Source organism: Caulobacter sp. DWR3-1-2 (genome assembly GCF_049896225.1).
In the GTDB taxonomy this organism is placed as follows: domain Bacteria; phylum Pseudomonadota; class Alphaproteobacteria; order Caulobacterales; family Caulobacteraceae; genus Caulobacter.
On record NZ_JAFCTW010000001.1, the window covers coordinates 83,678 to 104,036 of the forward strand.

The window sequence follows — 20,359 nt, forward strand, 5'->3', positions numbered from 1 at the left end:
CAACTGTCGATTGAAGCCGAAACCGCCCGCGACATGCCGTCGCGGGCGGTTTTTCTTTGCGACGCAAGGCCTTGCTTGAACAAGGAAAACGCCCATCGTCCGTAGGCGGAATTCATCAGGGTTCGGACGATTTTTCTTGCGTCTCGGCCAGTCTGGGGCATGCTTGACGATGACGCGCTGACGACTGGGAGGGGGCAAGCCCCTGTGAGCCGCGCGCGTCTCCTGGTCCAACGGCCTGTCTTGTTTTTCAAGCGAAGTCTGGGAGACGCCGCCATGAACGTATCGAAGATGAACCACGCCATGCTGTCCTTCGCCCTGCTGGGCGGGATGCTCGTCGGCGGGAGACCCGCGCTCAAGCCGACGGCTCAGCCGTCAAAGGCGTCGGAGCGGAAATAGGAAAAAAAAGGGGCGGTCCGCCGTGCGGGCCGCCCCTTCCTGTCGTCAATGTCCAAATCCTAGGACTTGGCGGCCGTGTTGCAGTCGGCGAGGCCGGCGGCGTCCAGCTCTTCGCCGCGATAGTTGAAGGTCGTGATCGCGCCAAGTTCCGCCGCGACCTTGCGGCAGGCGCGACCGATCGGAAGCGACTTGACTGCGGGCGCGGCGCAGACGTCACCGGTGCAGCGCCAGGCGGCGCCGTCCAGGATCAAGGTCGGAGCCTTGGATGGGGCCTTGAGCTTGAGGACCGCTCCCTCGGCCGCCAAGGCGGCGGACGACATGGCGGAAGCCGCGACAAGCGCGGCGACAAAAAGACGCATGATGGTTTCCTATATCCCCGGGCCGACAAGGGGAGGTCGGCCCATCTCAGGTTCGTTTCTTTTCGCTACTAAGTCAAGAAGCGGAGCGTGTCCGAAGCGTTTGTTTGCCTGGTTTCCAAGCTCCAGGCCAGTAGGGTTGGCGTTATATCGCTGGCCTTTTCAACGGACCGCCAGCAATCGGCCAGGCTGGGCGGGGTCAAACCCTCGTCGATGGTGTGCTGTAGCAGGGCGAACAAGGGGTCCCAGAAGCCGCGTGGGTTGTGAAACATAATCGGCTTGGCGTGCAGGTCTAGCCGTCGCCATGACAGGAGCTCGATGATTTCCTCCAGCGTGCCGATCCCGCCGGGCAGCACCACGAAGGCGTCGGAACGCTCGAACATCATCATCTTGCGCTCGTGCATCGAGGTGACGATCACGGTCTCGACGTCGTCGAACGGCTGCTCACGGCCGCGCAGAAAGTCCGGGATGATGCCAAGGACCTTGCCCCCCGCAGCATGAGCCCCGCGCGCCGTGGCGCCCATCAGGCCCACGCCGCCGCCGCCATAGACCAGCTTCAGCCCGGCCTTGGCGAAATCGCCGCCAATTTCGAAGGCCGCGTTCAGAAAAGCGGGATCGGCCGTGTTCGACGACCCGCAGTAGACGCAGACGGACGTCAGCGCGCTGGCGCCGGGGCTGGTTTGCTCGCTGGACAGGTCGGGCATCGTCGTCCACTCCAGGAAAAATAAACAGCGGGCCGGTTCTTGTGGACAAGCGCGGCGCGCCGCACGTGAACACCCAGGAAATTGGCCGGCGGGGCGTCGTCGGTCGTTGGATACGCCATGATCAGGATTCGGAAGATCGGTTTCAAGTCGGCCATGCTCCTGGCTGTGGCCGCGGCCCTGGCTTTGGGAGCCTGTGATGGCGGCGAAGGCTGGCGGCACGCTCCGGCCGCGACTGACGCCGAGCAAGCCTCGCCCCAGGCCGACTATCTCAAGCCGCCGGAGGTTCTTTCTGCGGCCCGTCAGGCCGACGGCGTGGTGCTGTCGGGTCAGGCGGCCCCAGGGTCCAGCGTACGGCTGGGCGCGCCGACTGGTGAAGCCCTGTTGGGTCAGGCTGACGAGGCCGGCCATTGGCGCTTGCTGGCCCCTCAGGCCGCAGAGCCTAGGCTCTACGGCCTGTCGATGACCCTGCAGGGGCGCACAGTGCAGGCCCAGGGCTATCTGATGGTGACCCCCGGCGGCTTGGCCGTGCTGCTGCGGGCCGGGGCGGGGGCGGAGGTCCTGGCCCAGACCTCGCCGTCGCCACGCATTCTGGCCGTCGACTACGACCGCAGCGGCGGAGGCGTGATCTCCGGTGTCGCCATGCCCGGCGCAGGGCTGGGCGTCCGCGTTGATCGCACCACGCGTGGTGAGGGCAAGGCTGACGAGGCAGGCCGGTTCGCCCTATCGCTCAACCAGGCCTTGGGGGCTGGCGCCCGTACGATTCAGGTCGCCGGCGAGGGGGGGGAGCAACAGATCGTGCTCGAGGTGAGCCCACCCCAGCCGCCGTCGGGCGGTCCCGTGCGGTCGACCCTCACGCCGCGAGGCTGGCGTGTCGATTGGATCACGCCGGGCGGCGGCGTGCAGACCACGCAATTGCTAGAAGGCGCCCAGTGAGAGGCATGGCGCGCGGCGGCGCGGCCGTCTCTGGCGCGGTCTCGGCCCCGGACGTCAAGCCCAACGGCTGGAAGGCCCTCACCGACCTCGCCCGCCTCGTCATGCGCTCCGAGGCGCCTGGGCTGCGCTGGCGCGTGTCCGTCGCCCTGGCCTTCACTTTCGTCGGCAAGTTCCTGGGCGTGATCGCCCCCTTGCTGCTGGGCAAGGCCGTCAATGAGCTGAGCCAGGGCAAGACCGCCGCCGCGCAGGTCAGCTTCGCCTTCGCGGGCCTGGCTGGCGGCTGGGCCTTGATCCGGTTCATCGCCGCCGCCGCGCCCCAGGCCCGTGATGCAGTGTTCACGCCAGTCGCCCAGGCGGCCCAGACTCGGGCGGCGGTCGAGACCTTCGCCCACGCCCTGTCGCTGTCGATCGACTTCCACCAGACCAAGCGCACGGGCTCGCTGTCGCGGGTGATCGATCGCGGGGCGCGGTCGATGGACTTCCTGCTGCGCGGCCTGGTGTTCAACATCGCGCCCACCGCCGTCGAACTGATCATGGCTGCCGTCGTGCTGGCCAAGGCCTATGACTGGCGCTTCGCCCTGACGGCGGTGGTCACTGTGGTGATCTATGGCGTGATCACCTTCTCGATCTCCGACTGGCGCATCGGTCATCGCCGCGTGATGAACGAGGCCGACGCCGAGGCCGCCGGCCGGGCTGTCGACGCCTTGCTGAACTACGAGACGGTCAAGGCCTTCGGGGCTGAGGACCGGGCGGTGGCCGGCTATGACAACGCCCTGCGCACCTACGGCGAGGCCAATATCAAGGCGACCAACTCGCTGACCCTGCTGAACGTCATCCAGTCGGCGGTGATGAGCCTGGGTCTGGGCGTCATGGCCATCCTGGCTGGCAGCGAGGCCGCACATGGCGACATCGGCCCGGGCGACGTCACAGCCGCAGTGCTGATCCTGGTCAATCTGTATGGCCCGCTGAACATCCTGGGTTTCGCCTACCGCGAGATCCGCCAGTCGTTCATTGATATGGAAGCCATGCTCGAGCTGCGCCGCGCCCAGCCGGACGTGGCCGATGCCGCCGACGCCATCGACCTGCCGCCGCCCGCCGACAGACGGGGCGGGGCGGTGGCCTTCGAAGGCGTGTCCTTCCGCCATGGACAGCGCTCCGAGGGGCTGCAGACCGTGACCTTCGCCGCCGAACCCGGCACGACGGTGGCTATCGTCGGTCCATCGGGGGCAGGCAAGACCACCATGGTGCGTCTGGCCCTGCGGATGATCGACCCCCAGGCTGGGCGCGTCACCCTGGATGGCCATGACTTGAAAGCGCTGAAACAAACCTCCCTGCGCCGCGCCGTCGCCCTGGTGCCGCAGGATGTGGCCCTGTTCAACGACACCCTGATGGCCAACATCGCCTTTGCCCGTCCCGAGGCGTCTGAGGCCGACGTCTGGGCCGCCGCCGAGGCGGCCGAGCTGGGCGAGTTCATTCGAGGTCTACCCGAAGGCATGGAGACCAAGGTCGGCGAGCGCGGCCTGAAGCTGTCGGGCGGCGAGCGGCAGCGGGTCGGGATCGCCCGGGCCCTGCTGGCCGACCCGCGGGTATTGATCCTCGATGAGGCGACCAGCGCCCTGGACAGCCGCACCGAGGCGGCGATTCAGGCCACGCTTCGCAAAGCCAGGGCCGGGCGCACGACCTTGGTGGTGGCCCACCGCCTATCAACCATCGCCGACGCCGACGAGATCATCGTCCTACGCCGAGGCAGGGTGGTCGAGCGCGGCGCGCACGCAACTCTGCTAGACGCTGGCGGCGAATACGCGGCGTTGTGGCGCAGGCAGACCCGAGAGAAACCGGTTGCGGCGGAGTAGCCGCGTCATTGACTCGGCCGGCCGCCAAGCTAGAACGAATGTAGAACAAAAATGGCGGTTACTGTGATGCTGACGCGCAAGATCGATCGGGCTCTCGACGCCATGGCCGCGTGTCAGGATCGCGTGCCCGCCCTGCGCGAAATTTATCGCGCCGACAGCCCGGAGAGCTTGGCGCTGGCCAGCCTGCTGGAGGCCGTGGAGCGCGCCCAACGTGTCCTGCAGGGCGACACAGCCTCGACGGCGGGCTAGAGCATTTTTCGAGCGAAGCGGTTTCGGTTCGCGTGAAGAAAAATGCGTCAAAACAAAAGGTTAGAGCTCCCGACCTGACGCAGTCAGGTCGGGAGCTCTAACGGGTCACAATTGTGGGGTGCGAGACCGGCGCCGCCCGCTGTAGTCTCAAACTTAGCCCCATTCGAGCTTAGGAGCCGCCCTTGCGCTATCTTCACACCATGGTCCGCGTGAAAGACCTCGACGCCTCGCTGCGCTTCTATGTCGACGGCCTGGGCCTGACCGAAATGTACCGGATGGAGAATGACAAGGGCCGCTTTACCCTGGTGTTCCTCGTCGCGCCTGAGGACGTCGAACTGGCCAAGGAGCGCCGCGCGCCTCTGGTCGAGTTGACCTATAATTGGGATCCCGAAGATTATGACGGCGGCCGCAATTTCGGCCACCTGGCCTACCGCGTCGATGACATCTACGAAACTTGCCAGCGGCTGATGGACATGGGCGTGACGATCAACCGTCCGCCGCGTGACGGCCACATGGCTTTCGTCCGCTCGCCCGACAATATCTCGGTGGAGCTGCTGCAGGATGGCAATCTGGATGCCGTCGAACCCTGGGCCTCGATGCCTAATACCGGGGCTTGGTAGGCGGCTTAAACGAGTTTGGTGCGCAATTCTGGCGGCGCGAACGTCGCGGCCAGGGCTTCCAGTCGCTGAGCAGGATCGTCGATGATCGCCAGCCAGGCCAAGCGCGCCAGTTCCAGCTTGTAGGTCGTCGCATAGCCGGTCGAGAATGGTGACGGCGTGCTGCCAGGCGGTTCAGCGGCCTTGGCGTTCAGCAGGCGCTGGCGGGCGAGGATGGCCGGGCGGTCGATCAGTACCTGACCGTCACCTCCGGCGACCCAGCTATCGACCACCGCCGACGCGGCCACGGCGTAATAGACCATGACGGGAAGGGCGCGTTTCTGCGGCGCCGGCTCGGCGATCATGGTCGGCTTGGCGCTGGCGGGGTCGATGATCTTGAAAGCCAGCGCCGCTCCGCCCCGTTGCAGGACGGTCTTCCAATGATCGTTGGACTCACTCATGGTTAAGCCTGTATCCGCTGTGCGCCGCGCGGTGAAGGCCCAACGCGGCAAATGGCACAGCGGATACGGACTCAGTCGGAAATCTTCGGAGCGCTTGTCGCTACTCCGCCGCCACCGTCTCGCGAGCCGTCAGGGCCGGGTAGTCGGTGTACCCCTTGGCGCCAGGGCCATAGAAGGTCGTAGGGTCCGGCGCATTGAGCGCGGCGCCGGCCTTGAGGCGCTCGACCAGGTCCGGATTGGCGATATAGGCCTTGCCGAAGGCCACGGCGTCGGCCGCGCCGGTATCCAGAGCCGTCTGGGCGGTCTCGGCGGTGAACTGCTCGTTGGCGATATAGACGCCGCCGAACTTGGCCCGCAGATCTACGCCCAGGCTGTCTGGGCCCGAATATTCGCGGGCGCAGAGGAAGGCGATGCCGCGCTTGCCCAGTTCGGTGGCGATGTAACCGAATGTAGCGGCGAGATCGCTGTCGCCCATCGAATGGGCGTCGGCGCGAGGGGCCAGGTGGACGCCCACGCGACCCGGGCCAAAGACCGAGACGGCGGCGTCGGTGGCGTCTAGCAGCAGGCGCGCGCGGTTTTCGATCGAGCCGCCGTATTGGTCGGTGCGCTTGTTGGAGCCGTCCTGCAGGAATTGGTCGAGCAGATAGCCATTGGCGCCGTGCAGTTCCACGCCGTCAAAACCAGCGTCCTTGGCGTTCTGGGCGCCGAGGCGGAAGGCCTCGACCACGCCGGCGACTTCCTCGGTTTCGAGGGCGCGCGGCGTGGGATAGGGACGCTCGGGGCGCAGTAGGCTGACATGACCGTTGGCGGGCAGGGCGCTAGGGCCGACCGGCGCGGCGCCGTCGTGGAACGAGGGATCGGAGACCCGGCCGACGTGCCAAATCTGCATGAAGATCCGACCACCCTTGTCATGCACGGCCTTGGTGATCAGCTTCCAGCCCTCAACCTGTTCCTTGGACCAGATGCCGGGCACGCCTTGGTAGCCAACGCCTTGGGGCGAAACCGGCACGCCCTCGCTGATCAGCAGGCCGGCGGAGGCGCGCTGGGCGTAATATTCAGCCATCAGGGTGTTGGGGATCTGGCTGTCGCCGGCCCTTAGCCGGGTGAGCGGGGCCATCACGATACGATTGGGCAGGTCGAGGTCGCCGAGGCGAAGCGGGTCGAACAGTGTGGGCATGGAAGCAGTCCCTGAAGGGGTCGCCAACGACCGCGTCGGCGTCCAGCTTATCTGGAGCGTCACGATGGGATCGCAACTGTCACAGGGGCTGATTTTATTCTGCGGGTCGCCGCAGGGAATCTGAACGGGCCATGCGGAACGTCTCGCGGCGTCCGATCGTTGGCTCTGAACACGAGTGGAGACTTCTCATGGCCGATCTTGACGTGACCAACGGCGACGACGCCGACGACAGCTACGATCCCTCGACGGTCGAAGCCAACCGCAACATCCAGCAGGGCGGCGGAGTCGGCGCGCGCGACCTAGCCCGCCAGGACGAGCCCGCCGAGATTGTCACGCCCGACGGCGGCGACAGCGACGACGACGCGCCGGTCGAGTCGCTCGGGCTCGCCCATCCCAAAGACTGACCCCCATGGCCGAACTCGACGCCAAAAAGCGTGACAAGCTTCCCGACAAGGCGTTCGCCGAGCCGGACAAGCGGGCCTATCCGATCGAGGACAAGGCCCACGCCCGCAACGCCAAGGCTCGCGCCAGCCAGGCCGCGAAGGCGGGCCGAATGTCGAAGGCCGAGGCGACGAAGATCGACAAGAAGGCCGACGCCGTCCTCAAGAAGGACTGATCAGGCTCGACCTCGGCGGGTGGTCCGGTCTATTCGCGAAGGACCGTTCCACTCGCCGCCCAGAGAATCCCCATGCCCTCCGGCCTCGCCGCCCTGCTCGACGACATAGCCGGCATCACCAAGCTGGCCGCCGCTTCTTTGGACGACGTCGGCGCCGCCGCCGGCAAGGCGGGAACCAAGGCGGTCGGCGTGGTGATCGATGACACCGCCGTGACGCCGGGTTACGCCATGGGCTTCACGCCCGAGCGCGAACTGCCGATCGTCTGGAAGATCGCGGTGGGCTCGTTCCGCAACAAGCTGCTGTTCCTCCTGCCCGGTGCGCTGATCCTCAGCGCCTTCGCCCCTTGGGCCGTGACGCCGATCCTGATGTGCGGCGGGGCCTACCTGTGTTTCGAGGCCACCGAGAAGATCATCGAGTCCTTTGGTCACCACGAGGCGGGAGACGAGGTCGAGGAACTGGCCCAGAGCAGCGCCGAGCTCGAGGCCCAGAAGGTGGCCGGCGCCATTCGCACCGACCTGATCCTGTCGGGCGAGATCATGGCCATCGCCTTGGCCGACGTCGCCGACCGCCCCCTGGCCATCCAGGCCGCCGCGCTGGCGGTTATCGGGATCGCGCTGACCGTCGTGGTCTATGGCGTGGTCGGGTTGATCGTGAAGATGGACGACATCGGCTTGCATCTGGCCAAGGGGGCTTCGGCCCCGCTGCGCGGCTTCGGACGCGGGCTGGTCAAGGCCATGCCTGTGACCATGGAGGCGCTGACCGTGATCGGGACAGGGGCCATGCTGTGGGTCGGCGGCGGGATCATTGTCCATGGCCTGGAGCACTTCGGCCTCCACGCCATTCCCAAACTGGTCGAAACGGGCTCGCATTGGGCGGGGTCCGCACCGGTGGTCGGCGCGGTGACAGGTTGGATGGCGATGGCGGCGGGCTCTGCGGTGGTTGGATCGATCGTCGGCAGTGTCGTGGTGGGCGTGCTGCATCTCGTGCCGCGCCGCAAGGCCCATTGATTGATCAAGGTCTCGGTGCTTGAGTTTGCGCGGCGGCTGAGACAGCGAAGGAAAGCGACATGTGCGACGACGATATCCATCAGGGCCTGGTGCACGATCCCCGCCTTTCCCGCCGCGGCTTTGGCCTGATGACCGTTGCGATCGGCGGCCTGGCCGCGACAGCCGCCCACGCGCAGGACACGGTCGTCGAGCAGGACGTCCAGATCAAGACGCCGGACGGCGTGGCCGACGCCGCCCTTTACTATCCCAAGGGCAAGGGCGCCTGGCCGGCCGTTCTGGTGTGGCCCGACGTGATGAGCCTGCGGCCGGTGTTCCGCGACATGGGCCGCCGGCTGGCGGCGGCCGGCTATGTGGTGCTGGTGCCCAACCTCTACTACCGCGCCAAGAAGGCGCCGGTGATCGAGGGCGCGTTCAATTTCGCCAATCCCGAGGACCGGGCCAAGCTGACCCCGCTGCGCGCCACCGTGACCCCCGAGGGCACTGACCGCGACGCTGCCGCCTATGTGTCCTTCCTGGACGCCCAGAAGCAGACCAGCAAGGCCAGGAAGATTGGCGTGCAGGGCTATTGCATGGGCGGGCCGCTGGCCTTCCGCACGGCCGCGGCGGCGCCGGGTCGCATCGCCGCGGTGGCCAGCTTCCACGGCGGCGGTCTGGTCACCGACCAGCCGACCAGCCCGCATCTACTGATCCCCAAGACTCACGCCGAATTCCTGATCGCGGTGGCTGACAACGACGACAAGTCGGACCCGACCGTGAAAGACAAGCTGAAGGCGGCCTTCGACACGGCCAAGCGGCCCGCCAAGGTCGAGGTCTATACCGGCGCTGCGCACGGCTGGACCGTCAAGGGTAGCCAGGTCTATGACGAAGCGGCCGCCGAGAAGGCTTGGGCCGAACTTCTGGTGTTGTACAAGCGCGCGCTCGCCTAGCGTCCGTCGCGGCGCGGACCGGCTGGTCCAGCCGCAGGTCGCGAGAATGGCTCAAAGCCAAGCATAGCCTCGCCCTGTAGAGCGGCGGGAGTGCTCATCGTGGCTCTTTTTCGCAGGCTCATCCGTCCTAGCTTCAGTAGCGATGGAGCAAACGATGAGCCTGAAGAACAAATGTGTGGTGGTCACCGGTGGCAGCGCGCGAGGCCGCGCGCGGCTGAAGGCCATCAACGCCGAGGCGCCGCCCCAGCCCGTCAGCCGTCCGACTTCAGCGGCCGTCGCGCGTTATGTGACGCTGTTCAACCAGCGAAACTGGGAGGCCCTACGGGCGCTACTTGCCGACGACGTCCGGCTCAGTCAGTCCGCCCATCCGCTCCGTGTCGGCGCGGCGGATGTGGGGATGTTCTTCACGATCTACGCCCAGAGCCCAACGGTTCACCTGGTTCCTGCCTGGAGAACCGCGAGGTCGTAGCCGTTTTCGAGAACGGCCTGGGGCCAGCGCCCAGCTACATCATGTGGCTAGCTTGGCGTGAGGGCCAGATTGCCATCATTCAGGACTATCGCCATGTCCGATATGTGGTCGCCGACGCAGAATTGGCGCTCGCGCCGTCCTAGGCCTCGGCGGCGATCTGGCGCAAGGCCTGCTCGAAATAGTCCGCGGGCTGTCCGCCGGAGATCAGGTAGCGGTCGTTGATCACCACGGCGGGCACCGAGCTGATCCCGGCGGCCTGCCAGGCGCGCTCGGCCTCGCGGACCTCCTGGGCGTAGCGGCCCGAGGTCAGCACCTCATGCGCGGCATGCGGGTCGAGGCCAACCTGCAGCGCGGCCGCCACCAGCACCTCGTGGTCGGCAGGGCTTCGACCGTCCGTGAAATAGGCGTCGAAGAGGGCACGCTTCAGGGCCGGTTGGTGGCCGACGATCCCCGCCCAGTACAGCAGACGATGGGCGTCGAAGGTATTGTAGATTCGGCTATTCTCATCGGTCACCATGGTGAAGCCGACGGCGGCGGCCCGGTCGTGGATCGCCTGGCGGTTGGCTGCCGATTGCTCACGGGTCGCGCCGTACTTCTCGGCGACATGCTCGACGATGTTCTGCCCCTCGGGCGGCATGTTTGGATTGAGTTCGAACGGCTGAAAGTGAATCTCGGCCTCGACGAGATCGCCGACCCGCTCGAGCGCGGACTCCAGTCCACCCAGGCCGACGATGCACCAGGGGCAGGATATGTCGGAGACGAAGTCGATCTTCAGGGGCGTGGCCATGGCGGGTCCAGTCGTGGGGAGATTCGACATATAGGATGAGGCGCCGCGTGACCTAGGATCAAAAGACTCAAGGCCGCCGGGTGGCGAGAACAGCAGCGGGGCAAGCCGCGCGCTCGGCTGGTGTCAGGCTGGCCGGATTGGCGATCGTCGTGACCAAGGGAGGACCGGGCGTGAAGGTCGCGAAGGACGGGGCGTCGGACAGCCCCGCATCCGAAGCGTGCAGTCGACCCCGGCCAGTCCAGGCCTGGCGCTCTTCGGCGCTCAGGCCGCCCAGCGTGGCGCCGTCGATATAGAAGGTGACGTCGCGACCCAGGCGATCGACCCTCTGGGCGCTGGGGCGGACCTTCAGCGCGATGGCGCGCCGAACCTTCCACGCCTGAGCCAGGGGATCGCTCGCGAGCAAGGTCGCGATCGCGTTGCGAATGGGGCCGAGTTCGGGGCTGGTGTGCGCGGACCGGTCCTTGAAGAAGGCGTAGTCGATCTCCGTGGGCACGCGGCCGTTGGCGGCGTAGGCGCTCATGAAGGTGCGGATCTTGCCGCCATCGAGGCTTGCGCTCTTGTAGAGACCATCGAAGGTGGCCCGCACGGCGGGCACGCGACCGATCGTGTCAAACCCAGCCTTCCAAGCCGCCCGGCGCGCCGGATCTGCCCACACGCCGCAAAGATAGGTCTCCAGCGTGCGATCGACGGTGCGATCAGGCATGCGGAACATGCGCCGCACGGCGTCCGCCTCGACGCCAAAGCTTGACGCCAGCACGACAGGATCCGCGGTGTCCACGGCCTGCAAGATCAATTGCACCTCGCGCCCGCCACCGCCCGTGGCGCCGTTTGGCCCCCAGGTCAGGTAGGATCGCGGGTCGTTGGAGAAGCAAAGATTGGCGCCAGCCGCCGGATTATAGCGTGGCTTGGACTGGCAGAAGTTCCATTCCATCCGGGTATAGTCGGTGTCCTCGTAGGTCAGCATCAAGGTGCGGGCGCGCGCATCGACGTTGGGTGGCGCGCCACCGACCAGGGCGTTCCAGTAGGGGAGGGTCAGCGCGCCAGACCGCGCATCGGCGTCTCCGGCCAGGACGGTGGCGAAGGCGGGGCAGGTGGCCAGACGGGCCAGCGCGGTCCGCGTACCAGAACCAAATTGCCCATCGACCGTGATCGTCGCGGCGCGACCGCAAGCGACCAAACCGGCCTTGGCCTTCTCCTGCGCCTGGCTGACCGGCCCGTAGCGGCCGTCAAACAGCCCCTTCTCCGCAAAGCGATAGAGCACCTGGGCGTTCGCAATGCCGGCGGAAGAGATCATTATGAGGGCCAAAAGCCCCACTCGGAAGTCATGTAGAACCATGGCGCCCCCCGCAGGCCGAAGTGGTCGGCCAGAGCGCGCACGTCCGATGCGCGGCTCGTATAACAGCGGTATCATTGCGACGCGGTGTTGGACAGGGAGGTCGTTGGTTGGGCGGGCGCGCATGGAAAGTTGGGAGCGCGCGGTGGGCGACCGCACGGGTCAGCCTCGCACGGTTGGCCGGAAGGTCGATCCAACCGTAGTCGTTCGGTCATGTAAATTGCCGGGGCGGCGCTCGCGGTGAGGGGATAGATCTCGCCAGATCGGATATCTTCGCCTGCGGGTAGGTTATCGGGCGGCGGATCGCAGTCCATGCGTCATGGCTTGGGCCGCAATCGCGGCCTGAGTGCGGTTGTGAACGTTGAGCTTGCGCATCAAGGCGGTCATGTGAGCCTTGACCGTGGCCTCGGCGATGCCGAGGTCAAAGGCGATCTGCTTGTTGAGCAGTCCTGAATTGACGCCTGCCAGGACCTTCATCTGGGTCGGCGTAAGGTCGCCAAACGCCGCCTGCGGGCCCCGGTCGAGAACGCGGACTTCCGTCGTGGTCATGCTTGATCCCCTCTGCTTCATCCCTGCGCATTCATCTTGCAATGACGCGGCGCCTGCCTGTCTTGTCCGTCGACTCGGTCGGTCGATGCAGGTTCACGTTGCTGATGGTAACGCTATCTGTTGGACAAGTTCAAGCTGTTTTGGCTTTGGGAGCGTGCACATTCTGTAATAGCTAGAGAGACACTAAAACCTGTCATACAGGTTTTAGTGTGATGGCCTGGCTCGACAGAGTTCGGTGACGCGCTGAGCTGCCGCCTCGGTCAACGCGGCTTTCTACGAGACGCGGATGGCGCAATGGTGCGCCTGTCGAATGGGAGATCGATGAATGAGCGAAGGCCGCTTGGCCGACCGGGCGTACACGGGCATCGTGGAAATGATCAACGCCGACGGCTTGGCCGTGGGGGATCGTTTGCCGTCCGAGGCTCGCCTGTCGGAGATTTTCGGCATGTCGCGCACCATTGTGCGTGAAGCGTTGGTCCGCTTGGCGGCCGACAGCATCACCGAGGCGCGACGTGGGGCGGGGTCGTTCGTCAAGAACCGGCCGTCCGACAAGCTGAGCGCCTACATGCCGCTCTCGGAATTGCCGTCTACGCTCGGCAGCTACGAGGTGCGTTTCGTGCTCGAGGCGGAAGCGGCGCGCCTTGCGGCGGCCCGGCGGTCCGCGGAGGAAATGGCAAGTATCGAAGAGGGCCTCATGGCGTTGCGCGCGGCGCTGCTGTCGAACGCACCAGCCCACGTCGAGGACATGGAGCTGCACCGCCGAATCGTGCTGGCCACCGCCAACCCGGCCTTCCTGCACGCGTTCGAGGCGCTGCAGCCCGACGTCGATCGGATCATGCGCGCGGGTGTCGGCATTTCACGCTCGCGGCCTCCAGAGGCCATCGGCGAAATGATGCGCGAGCATGAGATGATCGTGGAAGCGATCCGGGTGCAGGACGGCGACGGCGCGGCTCTCGCCATGAGATGGCATCTGTCACAGGGGCGAAAACGGCTCATGCCCTGATAGACGCCAAACCCGGCCGGTTTGACGGTCGTTCGCTTCCAGCCAAGCCAGCGTGGCGTCGCGCAATTGCAGGGGCGAGGCTTCGGCGGCGAGCGCCGTGGCCGCTTCGTCCGCCCCCGGGCGCTCGAGCGTAGCCAGTTGGCTGCCTAGCAGGCTGGCGGGCATGTAGTGACCGGTGCGTTGGTCAAGGCGACGCTGAAGCTCGTCAGGATTTGGGTCGAGCAGCACGAAACGCGTGAGCGCCGGAATGGCGGCGCGGAGGCGGTCGCGATAGCTGCGCCTTAGAGCTGAACAGGCCGCCACGGCTGTTCCACTTGGCGTCAAGGCTTGGCCGATGGCGCCGCCCAACCGATCAATCCAGGGCCAGCGGTCGTCGTCGACAAGCGGTTGGCCGGTGCTCATCTTGCTAATCGCGGTCGCGTCATGGAAGTCGTCGCCGTCAAGAAACGCACAGCCCAAGGCATCGGCGAGAACGGCGCCGAGCGTGGATTTTCCGCTGCCGCTCACCCCCATGATGATGACGGCGACAGGCGGTCCAGTCTGACGGGAGGGCGGCTGCACACGGCGTCCTTGGGCTGACCGGCGATGGGGCCCGTCGATAGGTCGGCGGGCCCGCCGAGGAGTGAAGATGCAGTTTTAGGGGCAAGGCGAGCAGGCGAGAACTACGACCATGGTCGTGGATGGCGACCCGCTTCCAACCCCTTATCCGTAGTTGAAGTAACCAGGGAAGCGGCATGAGAGTTATCATACTGGCGGCGGTGTTCCTGGCGTCCGCGTCCCCCGCGCTGGCCGCCAGTCAGTCCGTTTTTCTGACCGCTCCCGATGATCCGCGCGCGATCAGCGTGAAGGGCGTGGGCGACGGCCGGGCCGATGATACAGACGCCGTGCAGCACGCCATCGACGCCGCCCGCGACAAGACCGGTCACGGCGTGGTGTTCCTTCCGCCTGGCCGCTACCGCCTGAGCCGCAGCATCCTGGTTCCGCCGGGCGTGCGCGTCTTCGGTGTCGGCGCTACTCGGCCTGTCTTCGTGCTCGGGCCAAGCACCCCCGGCTTTCAGAAGGGCGTGGGCACGATGATCGTGTTCACGGGCGGTGACCAATATAGCGTCGGCGAGGTTCCCGTGCCGGTTCCAACGGTGGTCGGCGCCAAGGAAGCGGTGCGCGACGCCAATTCCGGCACCTTCTATTCGGCGTTGAGCAATGTCGACATCGAGATCGGGGCCGGCAATCCAGCTGCGGCCGGGGTGCGGTTTCGCATGGCCCAGCACGCCTTTCTCAGCCACATGGACTTCCGTCTGGGCGCGGGCTTCGCGGGAGTCTACCAAGCCGGCAACATCATGGAAGACGTCCACTTTCATGGCGGCCGCTACGGGATCGTCACCGAAAAGACCTCGCCGGCCTGGCAGTTCACTCTCCTCGACTCGACCTTCGACGGGCAGAGCGACGCGGCGATCCGCGAGCACGAGGTGGACCTGACCCTGGTCAATGTGGCCATCAGCGACACGCCCGTCGGGATCGAGGTCGATCGGGGCTACAGCGACTCTCTGTGGGGCAAGAACGTGCGCTTCGAGAACGTCTCGAAGGCCGCTGTGGTCATCTCCAACGAGGACACTGTCTTCACCCAAGTGGGTTTCGAAAACGCCGTGGCCTCGAATACGCCGGTCTTCGCCCGCTTCCGCGACAGTGGGAAAACGGTGGTCGGCAAAGGGCGCCATTATCGGGTGGCGTCCTTCACCTACGGGCTGACACTGCCGGGTCAGGGCCAGATGGGCAAATACAAGACCCAGGCGGAGATCAACGCGCTGCCGGCGTCGCCGGCGGTCATGGCGCCGGCCATTCGCCCGCTGCCGCCGGTCAGCGCGTGGACGAACGTCAAGACGCTGGGCGTCAAGGGAGACGGCGAGACCGACGACACCGCCGCACTGCAGGCGGCGATCGACAGCCACCGCGTGCTCTATCTGCCGATCGGCTTCTATAAGATCACCGACACGCTGCGGCTTCGTCCCGACACGGTGATGCTTGGCCTGCATCCGGCCGTGACCCAACTGGTCTTGCCCGACAATAATCCCCGCCATGCTGGGGTCGGCGCGGTGGGTCCGATGATCGCGACACCGCGTAGCGGCGACAACATCCTCGCGGGGATCGGTCTGTTCACCGGCCGCATCAACCCCCGCGCCTCGGCGCTGCTCTGGCGGTCGGGCGCGACCTCGCAGGTCACGGACGTCAAGATCATGGGTGGCGGCGGCACGCCGACCATGGACGGCAAGCCGCTTGGCGCGGCCCAGGCCCGCAGCGGCGATCCGGTGGCCGACGGCCGCTGGGACGCGCAATATCCCAGCATCTGGGTGACCGACGGCGGCGGCGGGACCTTCGCCAATGTCTGGAGCCCCAACACCTTCGCCTCGGCCGGCTTCTACATCTCGGACACCGACACGCCCGGCCACATCTACGAGGTGTCGGTCGAGCACCATGTGCGCAACGAGTTCGTTCTCGACAATGTCCAGAACTGGGAATTCCTGGCTCCACAGACGGAGCAGGAGGTCGGCGACGGGCCGGACACGGTGCCGCTGGAAATCCGCAACTCGCGCAATATCCTGTTCGCCAACTATCACGGCTACCGGGTGACTCGGTCTTACCACCCCGCCAAGACGGCGGTGAAGCTGTTCAACTCGTCCGATATCCGTTTTCGGAATGTTCATATCAATGCCGAGAGCGGCATCGCCCTGTGCGGAGCCAGTGGCTGCGGCACGTATCTGCGGGCCAGCAAGTATCCGTTCGAGAACGCCTTGATCGACGAGACCCAGCAGGTCGAGACGCGTGAGCGCGAGTTCGCCGTACTCAACATTCCGGCCAAGCCGCAGCCCACCGCAGCGGCTTCTCCGCCCATGAAGATCAAGACCTTGGCGAGCGGTTTCTGGTCGATCTCGGGCGCCACCGTGGGCGCGGACGGCACGCTCTACTTCGTCGAGAAACGTTTCCAGCGGATCTACCGCTGGACTACGGCGCGGGGGCTCGAGGTGGTCCGCGACCATTCGCTCGACCCCGTGAACCTGGCGATCGATCGTTCGGGCAAGCTGCTAGTGCTGTCCTCGTTCGGTCCGGAGGGCACGGTCTATTCGATAGATCCGGATGGTCCCAAGGACGCGTTGACGACCATAGCGGCGACCCCGGCGGCGGCGCGTCCGACCGCCACAACGCTGTTGCCGGTCAACTGGTGGAACAACGGGGAGTTCAAGGACCAGTACGATTCGTCGACTGACAAATTCACCACTCTGGCCGAAATGTTCGCCCGCGACGCTGGCGCGCCGAAGCCCAAGGAATATGTCTCGCCCGATGGCAGCCTTGTCCTGCCGGCCTTCCGCGTGTGGGAGCAAGGTCCGTCGGACCATGTGGGCTGGCGCTGGTCCGACATCCTGCAGACCCACGGTCTCATAGGGGCCGCCCCGGGTGAGCGCGTGTTCGTCACCAATGAGTCCGAGGGCAAGACCTACAGCGGCAAGATCGGCCCCGGCGGCGCCCTGACCGAGCTGAAGGTTTTCGCCAACCGGGGCGGGGAAAGCGTCGCGGTCGACGGTCAGGGACAGGTGTTTGTCGCCAACGGCCAGATCTTCAAATACGCGGCCGACGGCCAGTCCACGGGACGCATCGATCTGCCCGAGCGACCGCTGCAACTGATCTTTGGCGGACCAGACCGGCGCACCTTGTTCGTCCTGACCCACAACGCGCTCTACGCGGTGACGCCGTGAAACGCGCCCAGCGCACACCCAATTCGCGCAGTCGCAGCCGAGAGGCCGCGCGCCGATAAACGTCCACCCCCAACTGTCCCGGCCCTCGCGCCGGGACGTTTTTTTCGAGGTCCGCAATGCGAGGTTGGGTGACGACAGGAATGGCGGCGATGGCTCTGATCATAGCGGCCAGCGCTCCGGTGGCGCTGGCGGCGACCTCGGTGTCGGTCTTCGCGACCGCACCAGAAGATCCCCGCGCCGTGGTGGTCCGCGCCGTGGGCGATGGCCGCGCCGACGACAGCGCCGCGATCCAGGGCGCGATCGACGCCGCTGCGGCCAAGGAGGGCGGCGGGCTCGTTTTCCTCCCCTCGGGCCGTTACCGGATCAGCAAGACGATCTTCCTGTGGCCGGGCGTGCGGGTGTTCGGGGTCGGCGCCACCCGCCCGCTGATCCTGCTCGCGGACAAGGCGCCCGGGTTCCAGCGGGGGTTGGCCAACATGGTGATTTTCGCCGGGGCCAAGCCGGACCCGTCGCGTCGCGTCCCGTTCCCGCCGCCCGGGAGCGTGCCTTTCAATAAGGACATCGCCGACGCCAATTCGGGCACCTTCTATTCAGCGATGAGCAATATTGATTTCAAGATCGGCCGGGGCAATCCAGCGGCGACGGCGATCCGCTTCCACGCTGCCCAGCACGCCTATCTCAGCCACATGATGTTCGACATCGGGTCTGGCCTGGCGGGCCTGTACCAGGTCGGCAATGAAGCCGAGGACCTGCACTTTAAGGGCGGGCGTTACGGCATTCTGACGGAGAAGACCTCGCCGGCCTGGGGCTTCGTGCTGCTCGATTCCACCTTCGAGGGCCAACGCGACGCGGCGATCCGCGAGCATGAGGCTGGCCTGACCTTGGTCAATGTTGCCCTCCGCGACACGCCCGTGGGGATCGAGATCGATCGCGGCTATGGCGACTGGCTCTGGGGCAAGGACGTCCGGTTCGAGAACGTCTCGAAGGCGGCGATCGTCATTTCCAATGAAACCAGCGTCTACACCCAGGTCGGCTTCGAGAACGCGACAGCCGTCAACACCCCAATGTTTGTTCGTTTCCGCGACAGTGGCAAGACGGCGCCGGGCCTGGGAGCCGCCTATAGGGTGACGTCCTTCAGCCATGGCCTGACCCTGCCTGGCCTAGGCCAAATGGGCGTCACCAAGACGCTGATGAAGGCGGAGGCTGTCGCGACCTCGCCTGAATCGCGCGCGCCGGCGATCCGTGCTCTTCCGCCCGTGCCGGAATGGACCGATGTCCGCGCGTTGGGCGCCAAGGGCGACAATGCGACCGACGACACCGCCGTCCTCCAGCATGCCATCAACAGCCATAGGGTCCTGTATTTCCCGACGGGCTTCTACGTCGTCACCGACACCCTGCGGCTGCGACCGGACTCGGTGCTGATCGGCCTGCACCCAAGTCTCACCCAGATCGTCCTGCCCGATCACACGCCGGGCTATCAGGGTGTCGGCGCGCCCAAGGCCCTGATTCTGTCGGCGGCGGGGGGCGACAACATCGTCTCGGGGTTGGGGCTCAACACTGGCGGAGTGAATCCACGCGCCACGGCCCTGCTCTGGACCTCGGGCGAACGTTCGATGGTCAATGACGTCAAGTTCCAGGGCGGGCACGGCACCAACCTGTATGACGGGACGCGGCTCAACCCCTACAACGCCAACGCCACGGCCGACGCCGACCCCGCCAGGCGCTGGGCGGGCCAGTATCCCAGCCTGTGGGTGACAGATGGCGGCGGCGGCACGTTCGCCAATCTCTGGAGCCCCAGCACCTATGCCTCTTCGGGCATCTACGTGTCCGACACCCAGACGCCCGGCCATGTCTACCAGGCCTCGGTCGAACATCACGTGCGCACGGAGATCAGCTTGAACCGCGTCGCCCACTGGGAGTTGCTCGCGCCGCAAACCGAGGAGGAGGCAGGCGAGGGCGAGGACACCGTCTCGTTGGAAATCCGCGACTCCCACGACATTCTCGTCGCCAATTACCACGCCTACCGCGTCACCCGGACCCGCCGACCCGCTTCGGCGGCGGCTCGTATCTACAATTCCCATGACATTCGCTTCCGCAATGTCGCGGTCAACGCCGAAAGCGGAGTGGGACTGTGTGACGAGAACGGCTGCGCCACCTTCCTACGCCTGAGCAAGTATCCCTACGAGAACGCAATCCAAGACGTCACCAGCGGCCTGGAGGTGCGCGAGCGCCAGTTCGCGGTGCTTGACCTGCCGGTCGTCCCGCCGCCCGTCGCGCCCTCTGTCTTCCCCGCGGGCGCCCGCCTGGAGAAGCTGGCCGACGGCTTCTATTCGGCGGGCGGCGGGGCGGTTGATGCGGCCGGGACCCTCTATTTCACCGACCGCCGTCACCAACGCATCTACAGTTGGTCGGATGCGCGCAAGCTGTCGATCGTGCGAGACAACGCCCTGGATCCCGTCAGCCTGGCGATCGACGGGACTGGAAACCTGCTGGTGCTGTCGTCGGACGGCCGCGACGGGAACGTCTACAGCTTCAAGCCTGGCAGCCCCGACACGGAGGTCACGGTCATCGCGCCGACCTCGGTGGTTGACCATCCGGGCGCGGCGACCATGCTGCCAGTCAACTGGTGGAACAACGGCGAGTTTCAGGACCAGTTCGACGTCAAGACCGACCAGTTCACCACCCTGGCGGAGATGTTCGCCCGTGACATGGCGCTGCCGAAGTCCAAGGAATATGTTTCGCCCGACGGCAGCCTGGCCTTGCCGGTCTATCGCGTCTTCCAGATGGGCCCACCAGACTTCCGGGGGCTGCGCTTCTCCGATGCGCTCGACACCTACGGGTTCACGACGGCCAAGCCTGGCCAGCGGGTGTTCCTGACCAACAGTTCCGAGAACAAGACCTACAGTGGCTTGGTTGGAACACACGGCGCGATCACCGATCTGAAGCCCTTCGCCAACCGCGGCGGCGAGAGTGTCGCGACGGACGGGGAGGGGCGCGTCTATGTCGCCAACGGCCAGGTGTTCGTCCATGCCCCGGACGGTCGGGAGCTGGGGCGCGTGGACATCCCTGAACGACCACTGCAACTGCTGTTCGGAGGCCCCGACAAGCAGACGCTGTTTGTTCTGACCCACCACGCGCTCTACGCGATCCGGCGTCCATAGATCCAGGGTTTGCGGCCGCCTGGAGTCCGGGGGCAG

Annotated in this window: 21 protein-coding genes; 13 read left to right on the forward strand and 8 right to left on the reverse strand. The window is 66.1% G+C overall.

Annotation, left to right across the window (positions count from 1 at the left end):
- Window positions 1-258: 258 nt before the first annotated feature.
- Window positions 259-396: a hypothetical protein gene (locus ACP696_RS00510; protein ID WP_426011843.1), complete on the forward strand. Its 138-nt coding sequence runs from the start codon at window positions 259-261 to the stop codon at window positions 394-396.
- Window positions 397-455: 59 nt separating this feature from the next.
- Here the strand turns inward: ACP696_RS00510 and ACP696_RS00515 are convergent, their stop codons facing one another.
- Both ACP696_RS00515 and ACP696_RS00520 read right to left on the reverse strand, forming a co-directional pair.
- Window positions 456-755, reverse strand: a complete 300-nt coding sequence (locus ACP696_RS00515; protein WP_426011740.1) for a CC_3452 family protein — start codon at window positions 753-755, stop codon at window positions 456-458.
- Window positions 756-823: 68 nt separating this feature from the next.
- The gene (locus ACP696_RS00520) at window positions 824-1,456 is read right to left on the reverse strand and encodes a TIGR00730 family Rossman fold protein (protein ID WP_426011739.1); all 633 of its coding nucleotides are present in this window, start codon (window positions 1,454-1,456) and stop codon (window positions 824-826) included.
- A 117-nt stretch (window positions 1,457-1,573) separates the two neighbouring features.
- Here ACP696_RS00520 and ACP696_RS00525 point away from each other — a divergent pair, with 117 nt between their 5' ends.
- The 4 genes from ACP696_RS00525 (at window position 1,574) to ACP696_RS00540 (ending at window position 5,111) form a co-directional block, all read left to right on the forward strand.
- Window positions 1,574-2,389, forward strand: coding sequence for a hypothetical protein (locus ACP696_RS00525; RefSeq protein WP_426011738.1), 816 nt, complete (start codon window positions 1,574-1,576; stop codon window positions 2,387-2,389).
- Window positions 2,320-4,242 (forward strand): ABCB family ABC transporter ATP-binding protein/permease, encoded by a 1,923-nt coding sequence (locus ACP696_RS00530; protein WP_426011842.1) that lies wholly within the window; start codon window positions 2,320-2,322, stop codon window positions 4,240-4,242. Before ACP696_RS00525 ends, ACP696_RS00530 begins: the two co-directional genes overlap by 70 nt.
- 51 nt (window positions 4,243-4,293) lie before the next feature.
- A complete protein-coding gene (locus ACP696_RS00535) occupies window positions 4,294-4,491 on the forward strand; it encodes a hypothetical protein (protein ID WP_426011737.1) in 198 nt (65 codons plus the stop codon).
- Between the two features lie 182 nt (window positions 4,492-4,673).
- Entirely contained in the window at window positions 4,674-5,111 is a 438-nt protein-coding gene (locus tag ACP696_RS00540) for a VOC family protein (protein WP_426011736.1), read from the forward strand.
- A gap of 5 nt (window positions 5,112-5,116) precedes the next feature.
- Here ACP696_RS00540 and ACP696_RS00545 read toward each other — a convergent pair whose 3' ends face one another.
- The gene (locus tag ACP696_RS00545) at window positions 5,117-5,548 is read right to left on the reverse strand and encodes a hypothetical protein (protein WP_426011735.1); all 432 of its coding nucleotides are present in this window, start codon (window positions 5,546-5,548) and stop codon (window positions 5,117-5,119) included.
- 100 nt (window positions 5,549-5,648) lie between these two features.
- A complete protein-coding gene (locus ACP696_RS00550; RefSeq protein WP_426011734.1) occupies window positions 5,649-6,725 on the reverse strand; it encodes an alkene reductase in 1,077 nt (358 codons plus the stop codon).
- A gap of 188 nt (window positions 6,726-6,913) precedes the next feature.
- On the opposite strand from ACP696_RS00550, the gene ACP696_RS00555 reads away from it, so the two are divergent.
- The 5 genes from ACP696_RS00555 to ACP696_RS00575 all read left to right on the forward strand — a co-directional run bounded on the left by ACP696_RS00555 (window position 6,914) and on the right by ACP696_RS00575 (window position 9,744).
- Window positions 6,914-7,129, forward strand: coding sequence for a hypothetical protein (locus tag ACP696_RS00555; protein ID WP_426011733.1), 216 nt, complete (start codon window positions 6,914-6,916; stop codon window positions 7,127-7,129).
- A 5-nt stretch (window positions 7,130-7,134) separates the two neighbouring features.
- Window positions 7,135-7,341 (forward strand): hypothetical protein, encoded by a 207-nt coding sequence (locus tag ACP696_RS00560; protein ID WP_426011732.1) that lies wholly within the window; start codon window positions 7,135-7,137, stop codon window positions 7,339-7,341.
- A gap of 72 nt (window positions 7,342-7,413) precedes the next feature.
- A complete protein-coding gene (locus ACP696_RS00565) occupies window positions 7,414-8,349 on the forward strand; it encodes a DUF808 domain-containing protein (protein ID WP_426011731.1) in 936 nt (311 codons plus the stop codon).
- A gap of 59 nt (window positions 8,350-8,408) precedes the next feature.
- Window positions 8,409-9,275 carry a dienelactone hydrolase family protein gene (locus ACP696_RS00570; RefSeq protein ID WP_426011730.1) on the forward strand — a complete coding sequence of 289 codons (867 nt, stop codon included), beginning with the start codon at window positions 8,409-8,411 and terminating at the stop codon, window positions 9,273-9,275.
- Between the two features lie 154 nt (window positions 9,276-9,429).
- Complete coding sequence (locus ACP696_RS00575) at window positions 9,430-9,744, forward strand: nuclear transport factor 2 family protein (protein ID WP_426011729.1); 315 nt, start codon at window positions 9,430-9,432, stop codon at window positions 9,742-9,744.
- A 139-nt stretch (window positions 9,745-9,883) separates the two neighbouring features.
- Here ACP696_RS00575 and ACP696_RS00580 read toward each other — a convergent pair whose 3' ends face one another.
- The 3 genes from ACP696_RS00580 to ACP696_RS00590 form a co-directional block, all read right to left on the reverse strand.
- The gene (locus ACP696_RS00580) at window positions 9,884-10,531 is read right to left on the reverse strand and encodes a DsbA family oxidoreductase (protein ID WP_426011728.1); all 648 of its coding nucleotides are present in this window, start codon (window positions 10,529-10,531) and stop codon (window positions 9,884-9,886) included.
- Between the two features lie 67 nt (window positions 10,532-10,598).
- The gene (locus ACP696_RS00585; RefSeq protein ID WP_426011727.1) at window positions 10,599-11,825 is read right to left on the reverse strand and encodes a hypothetical protein; all 1,227 of its coding nucleotides are present in this window, start codon (window positions 11,823-11,825) and stop codon (window positions 10,599-10,601) included.
- A gap of 327 nt (window positions 11,826-12,152) precedes the next feature.
- Entirely contained in the window at window positions 12,153-12,413 is a 261-nt protein-coding gene (locus ACP696_RS00590; RefSeq protein WP_426030058.1) for a helix-turn-helix domain-containing protein, read from the reverse strand.
- 325 nt (window positions 12,414-12,738) lie between these two features.
- On the opposite strand from ACP696_RS00590, the gene ACP696_RS00595 reads away from it, so the two are divergent.
- On the forward strand, window positions 12,739-13,416 hold the full coding sequence (locus tag ACP696_RS00595) for a FadR/GntR family transcriptional regulator (protein WP_426011725.1): 678 nt from the start codon (window positions 12,739-12,741) through the stop codon (window positions 13,414-13,416).
- Here the strand turns inward: ACP696_RS00595 and ACP696_RS00600 are convergent.
- Window positions 13,387-13,929: a gluconokinase gene (locus ACP696_RS00600; protein ID WP_426030057.1), complete on the reverse strand. Its 543-nt coding sequence runs from the start codon at window positions 13,927-13,929 to the stop codon at window positions 13,387-13,389. The two genes, ACP696_RS00595 and ACP696_RS00600, sit on opposite strands and share 30 nt — an antisense overlap.
- 221 nt (window positions 13,930-14,150) lie before the next feature.
- On the opposite strand from ACP696_RS00600, the gene ACP696_RS00605 reads away from it, so the two are divergent.
- Complete coding sequence (locus ACP696_RS00605; RefSeq protein WP_426043359.1) at window positions 14,151-17,162, forward strand: glycosyl hydrolase family 28-related protein; 3,012 nt, start codon at window positions 14,151-14,153, stop codon at window positions 17,160-17,162.
- A 149-nt stretch (window positions 17,163-17,311) separates the two neighbouring features.
- Window positions 17,312-20,323 carry a glycosyl hydrolase family 28-related protein gene (locus tag ACP696_RS00610; protein WP_426043360.1) on the forward strand — a complete coding sequence of 1,004 codons (3,012 nt, stop codon included), beginning with the start codon at window positions 17,312-17,314 and terminating at the stop codon, window positions 20,321-20,323.
- The last annotated feature ends 36 nt before the right edge of the window (window positions 20,324-20,359 follow it).

Coding starts and splice junctions, on each gene's coding strand:
- ACP696_RS00515 (WP_426011740.1), bottom strand. CDS start 755: ATGCGTCTTTTTGTCGCCGCGCTTGTCGCGGCTTCCGCCATGTCGTCC.
- ACP696_RS00520 (WP_426011739.1), bottom strand. CDS start 1,456: ATGCCCGACCTGTCCAGCGAGCAAACCAGCCCCGGCGCCAGCGCGCTG.
- ACP696_RS00525 (WP_426011738.1), top strand. CDS start 1,574: ATGATCAGGATTCGGAAGATCGGTTTCAAGTCGGCCATGCTCCTGGCT.
- ACP696_RS00535 (WP_426011737.1), top strand. CDS start 4,294: ATGGCGGTTACTGTGATGCTGACGCGCAAGATCGATCGGGCTCTCGAC.
- ACP696_RS00545 (WP_426011735.1), bottom strand. CDS start 5,548: ATGAGTGAGTCCAACGATCATTGGAAGACCGTCCTGCAACGGGGCGGA.
- ACP696_RS00550 (WP_426011734.1), bottom strand. CDS start 6,725: ATGCCCACACTGTTCGACCCGCTTCGCCTCGGCGACCTCGACCTGCCC.
- ACP696_RS00555 (WP_426011733.1), top strand. CDS start 6,914: ATGGCCGATCTTGACGTGACCAACGGCGACGACGCCGACGACAGCTAC.
- ACP696_RS00560 (WP_426011732.1), top strand. CDS start 7,135: ATGGCCGAACTCGACGCCAAAAAGCGTGACAAGCTTCCCGACAAGGCG.
- ACP696_RS00565 (WP_426011731.1), top strand. CDS start 7,414: ATGCCCTCCGGCCTCGCCGCCCTGCTCGACGACATAGCCGGCATCACC.
- ACP696_RS00570 (WP_426011730.1), top strand. CDS start 8,409: ATGTGCGACGACGATATCCATCAGGGCCTGGTGCACGATCCCCGCCTT.
- ACP696_RS00575 (WP_426011729.1), top strand. CDS start 9,430: ATGAGCCTGAAGAACAAATGTGTGGTGGTCACCGGTGGCAGCGCGCGA.
- ACP696_RS00580 (WP_426011728.1), bottom strand. CDS start 10,531: ATGGCCACGCCCCTGAAGATCGACTTCGTCTCCGACATATCCTGCCCC.
- ACP696_RS00585 (WP_426011727.1), bottom strand. CDS start 11,825: ATGATCTCTTCCGCCGGCATTGCGAACGCCCAGGTGCTCTATCGCTTT.
- ACP696_RS00590 (WP_426030058.1), bottom strand. CDS start 12,413: ATGACCACGACGGAAGTCCGCGTTCTCGACCGGGGCCCGCAGGCGGCG.
- ACP696_RS00595 (WP_426011725.1), top strand. CDS start 12,739: ATGAGCGAAGGCCGCTTGGCCGACCGGGCGTACACGGGCATCGTGGAA.
- ACP696_RS00600 (WP_426030057.1), bottom strand. CDS start 13,929: ATGGGGGTGAGCGGCAGCGGAAAATCCACGCTCGGCGCCGTTCTCGCC.
- ACP696_RS00605 (WP_426043359.1), top strand. CDS start 14,151: ATGAGAGTTATCATACTGGCGGCGGTGTTCCTGGCGTCCGCGTCCCCC.
- ACP696_RS00610 (WP_426043360.1), top strand. CDS start 17,312: ATGGCTCTGATCATAGCGGCCAGCGCTCCGGTGGCGCTGGCGGCGACC.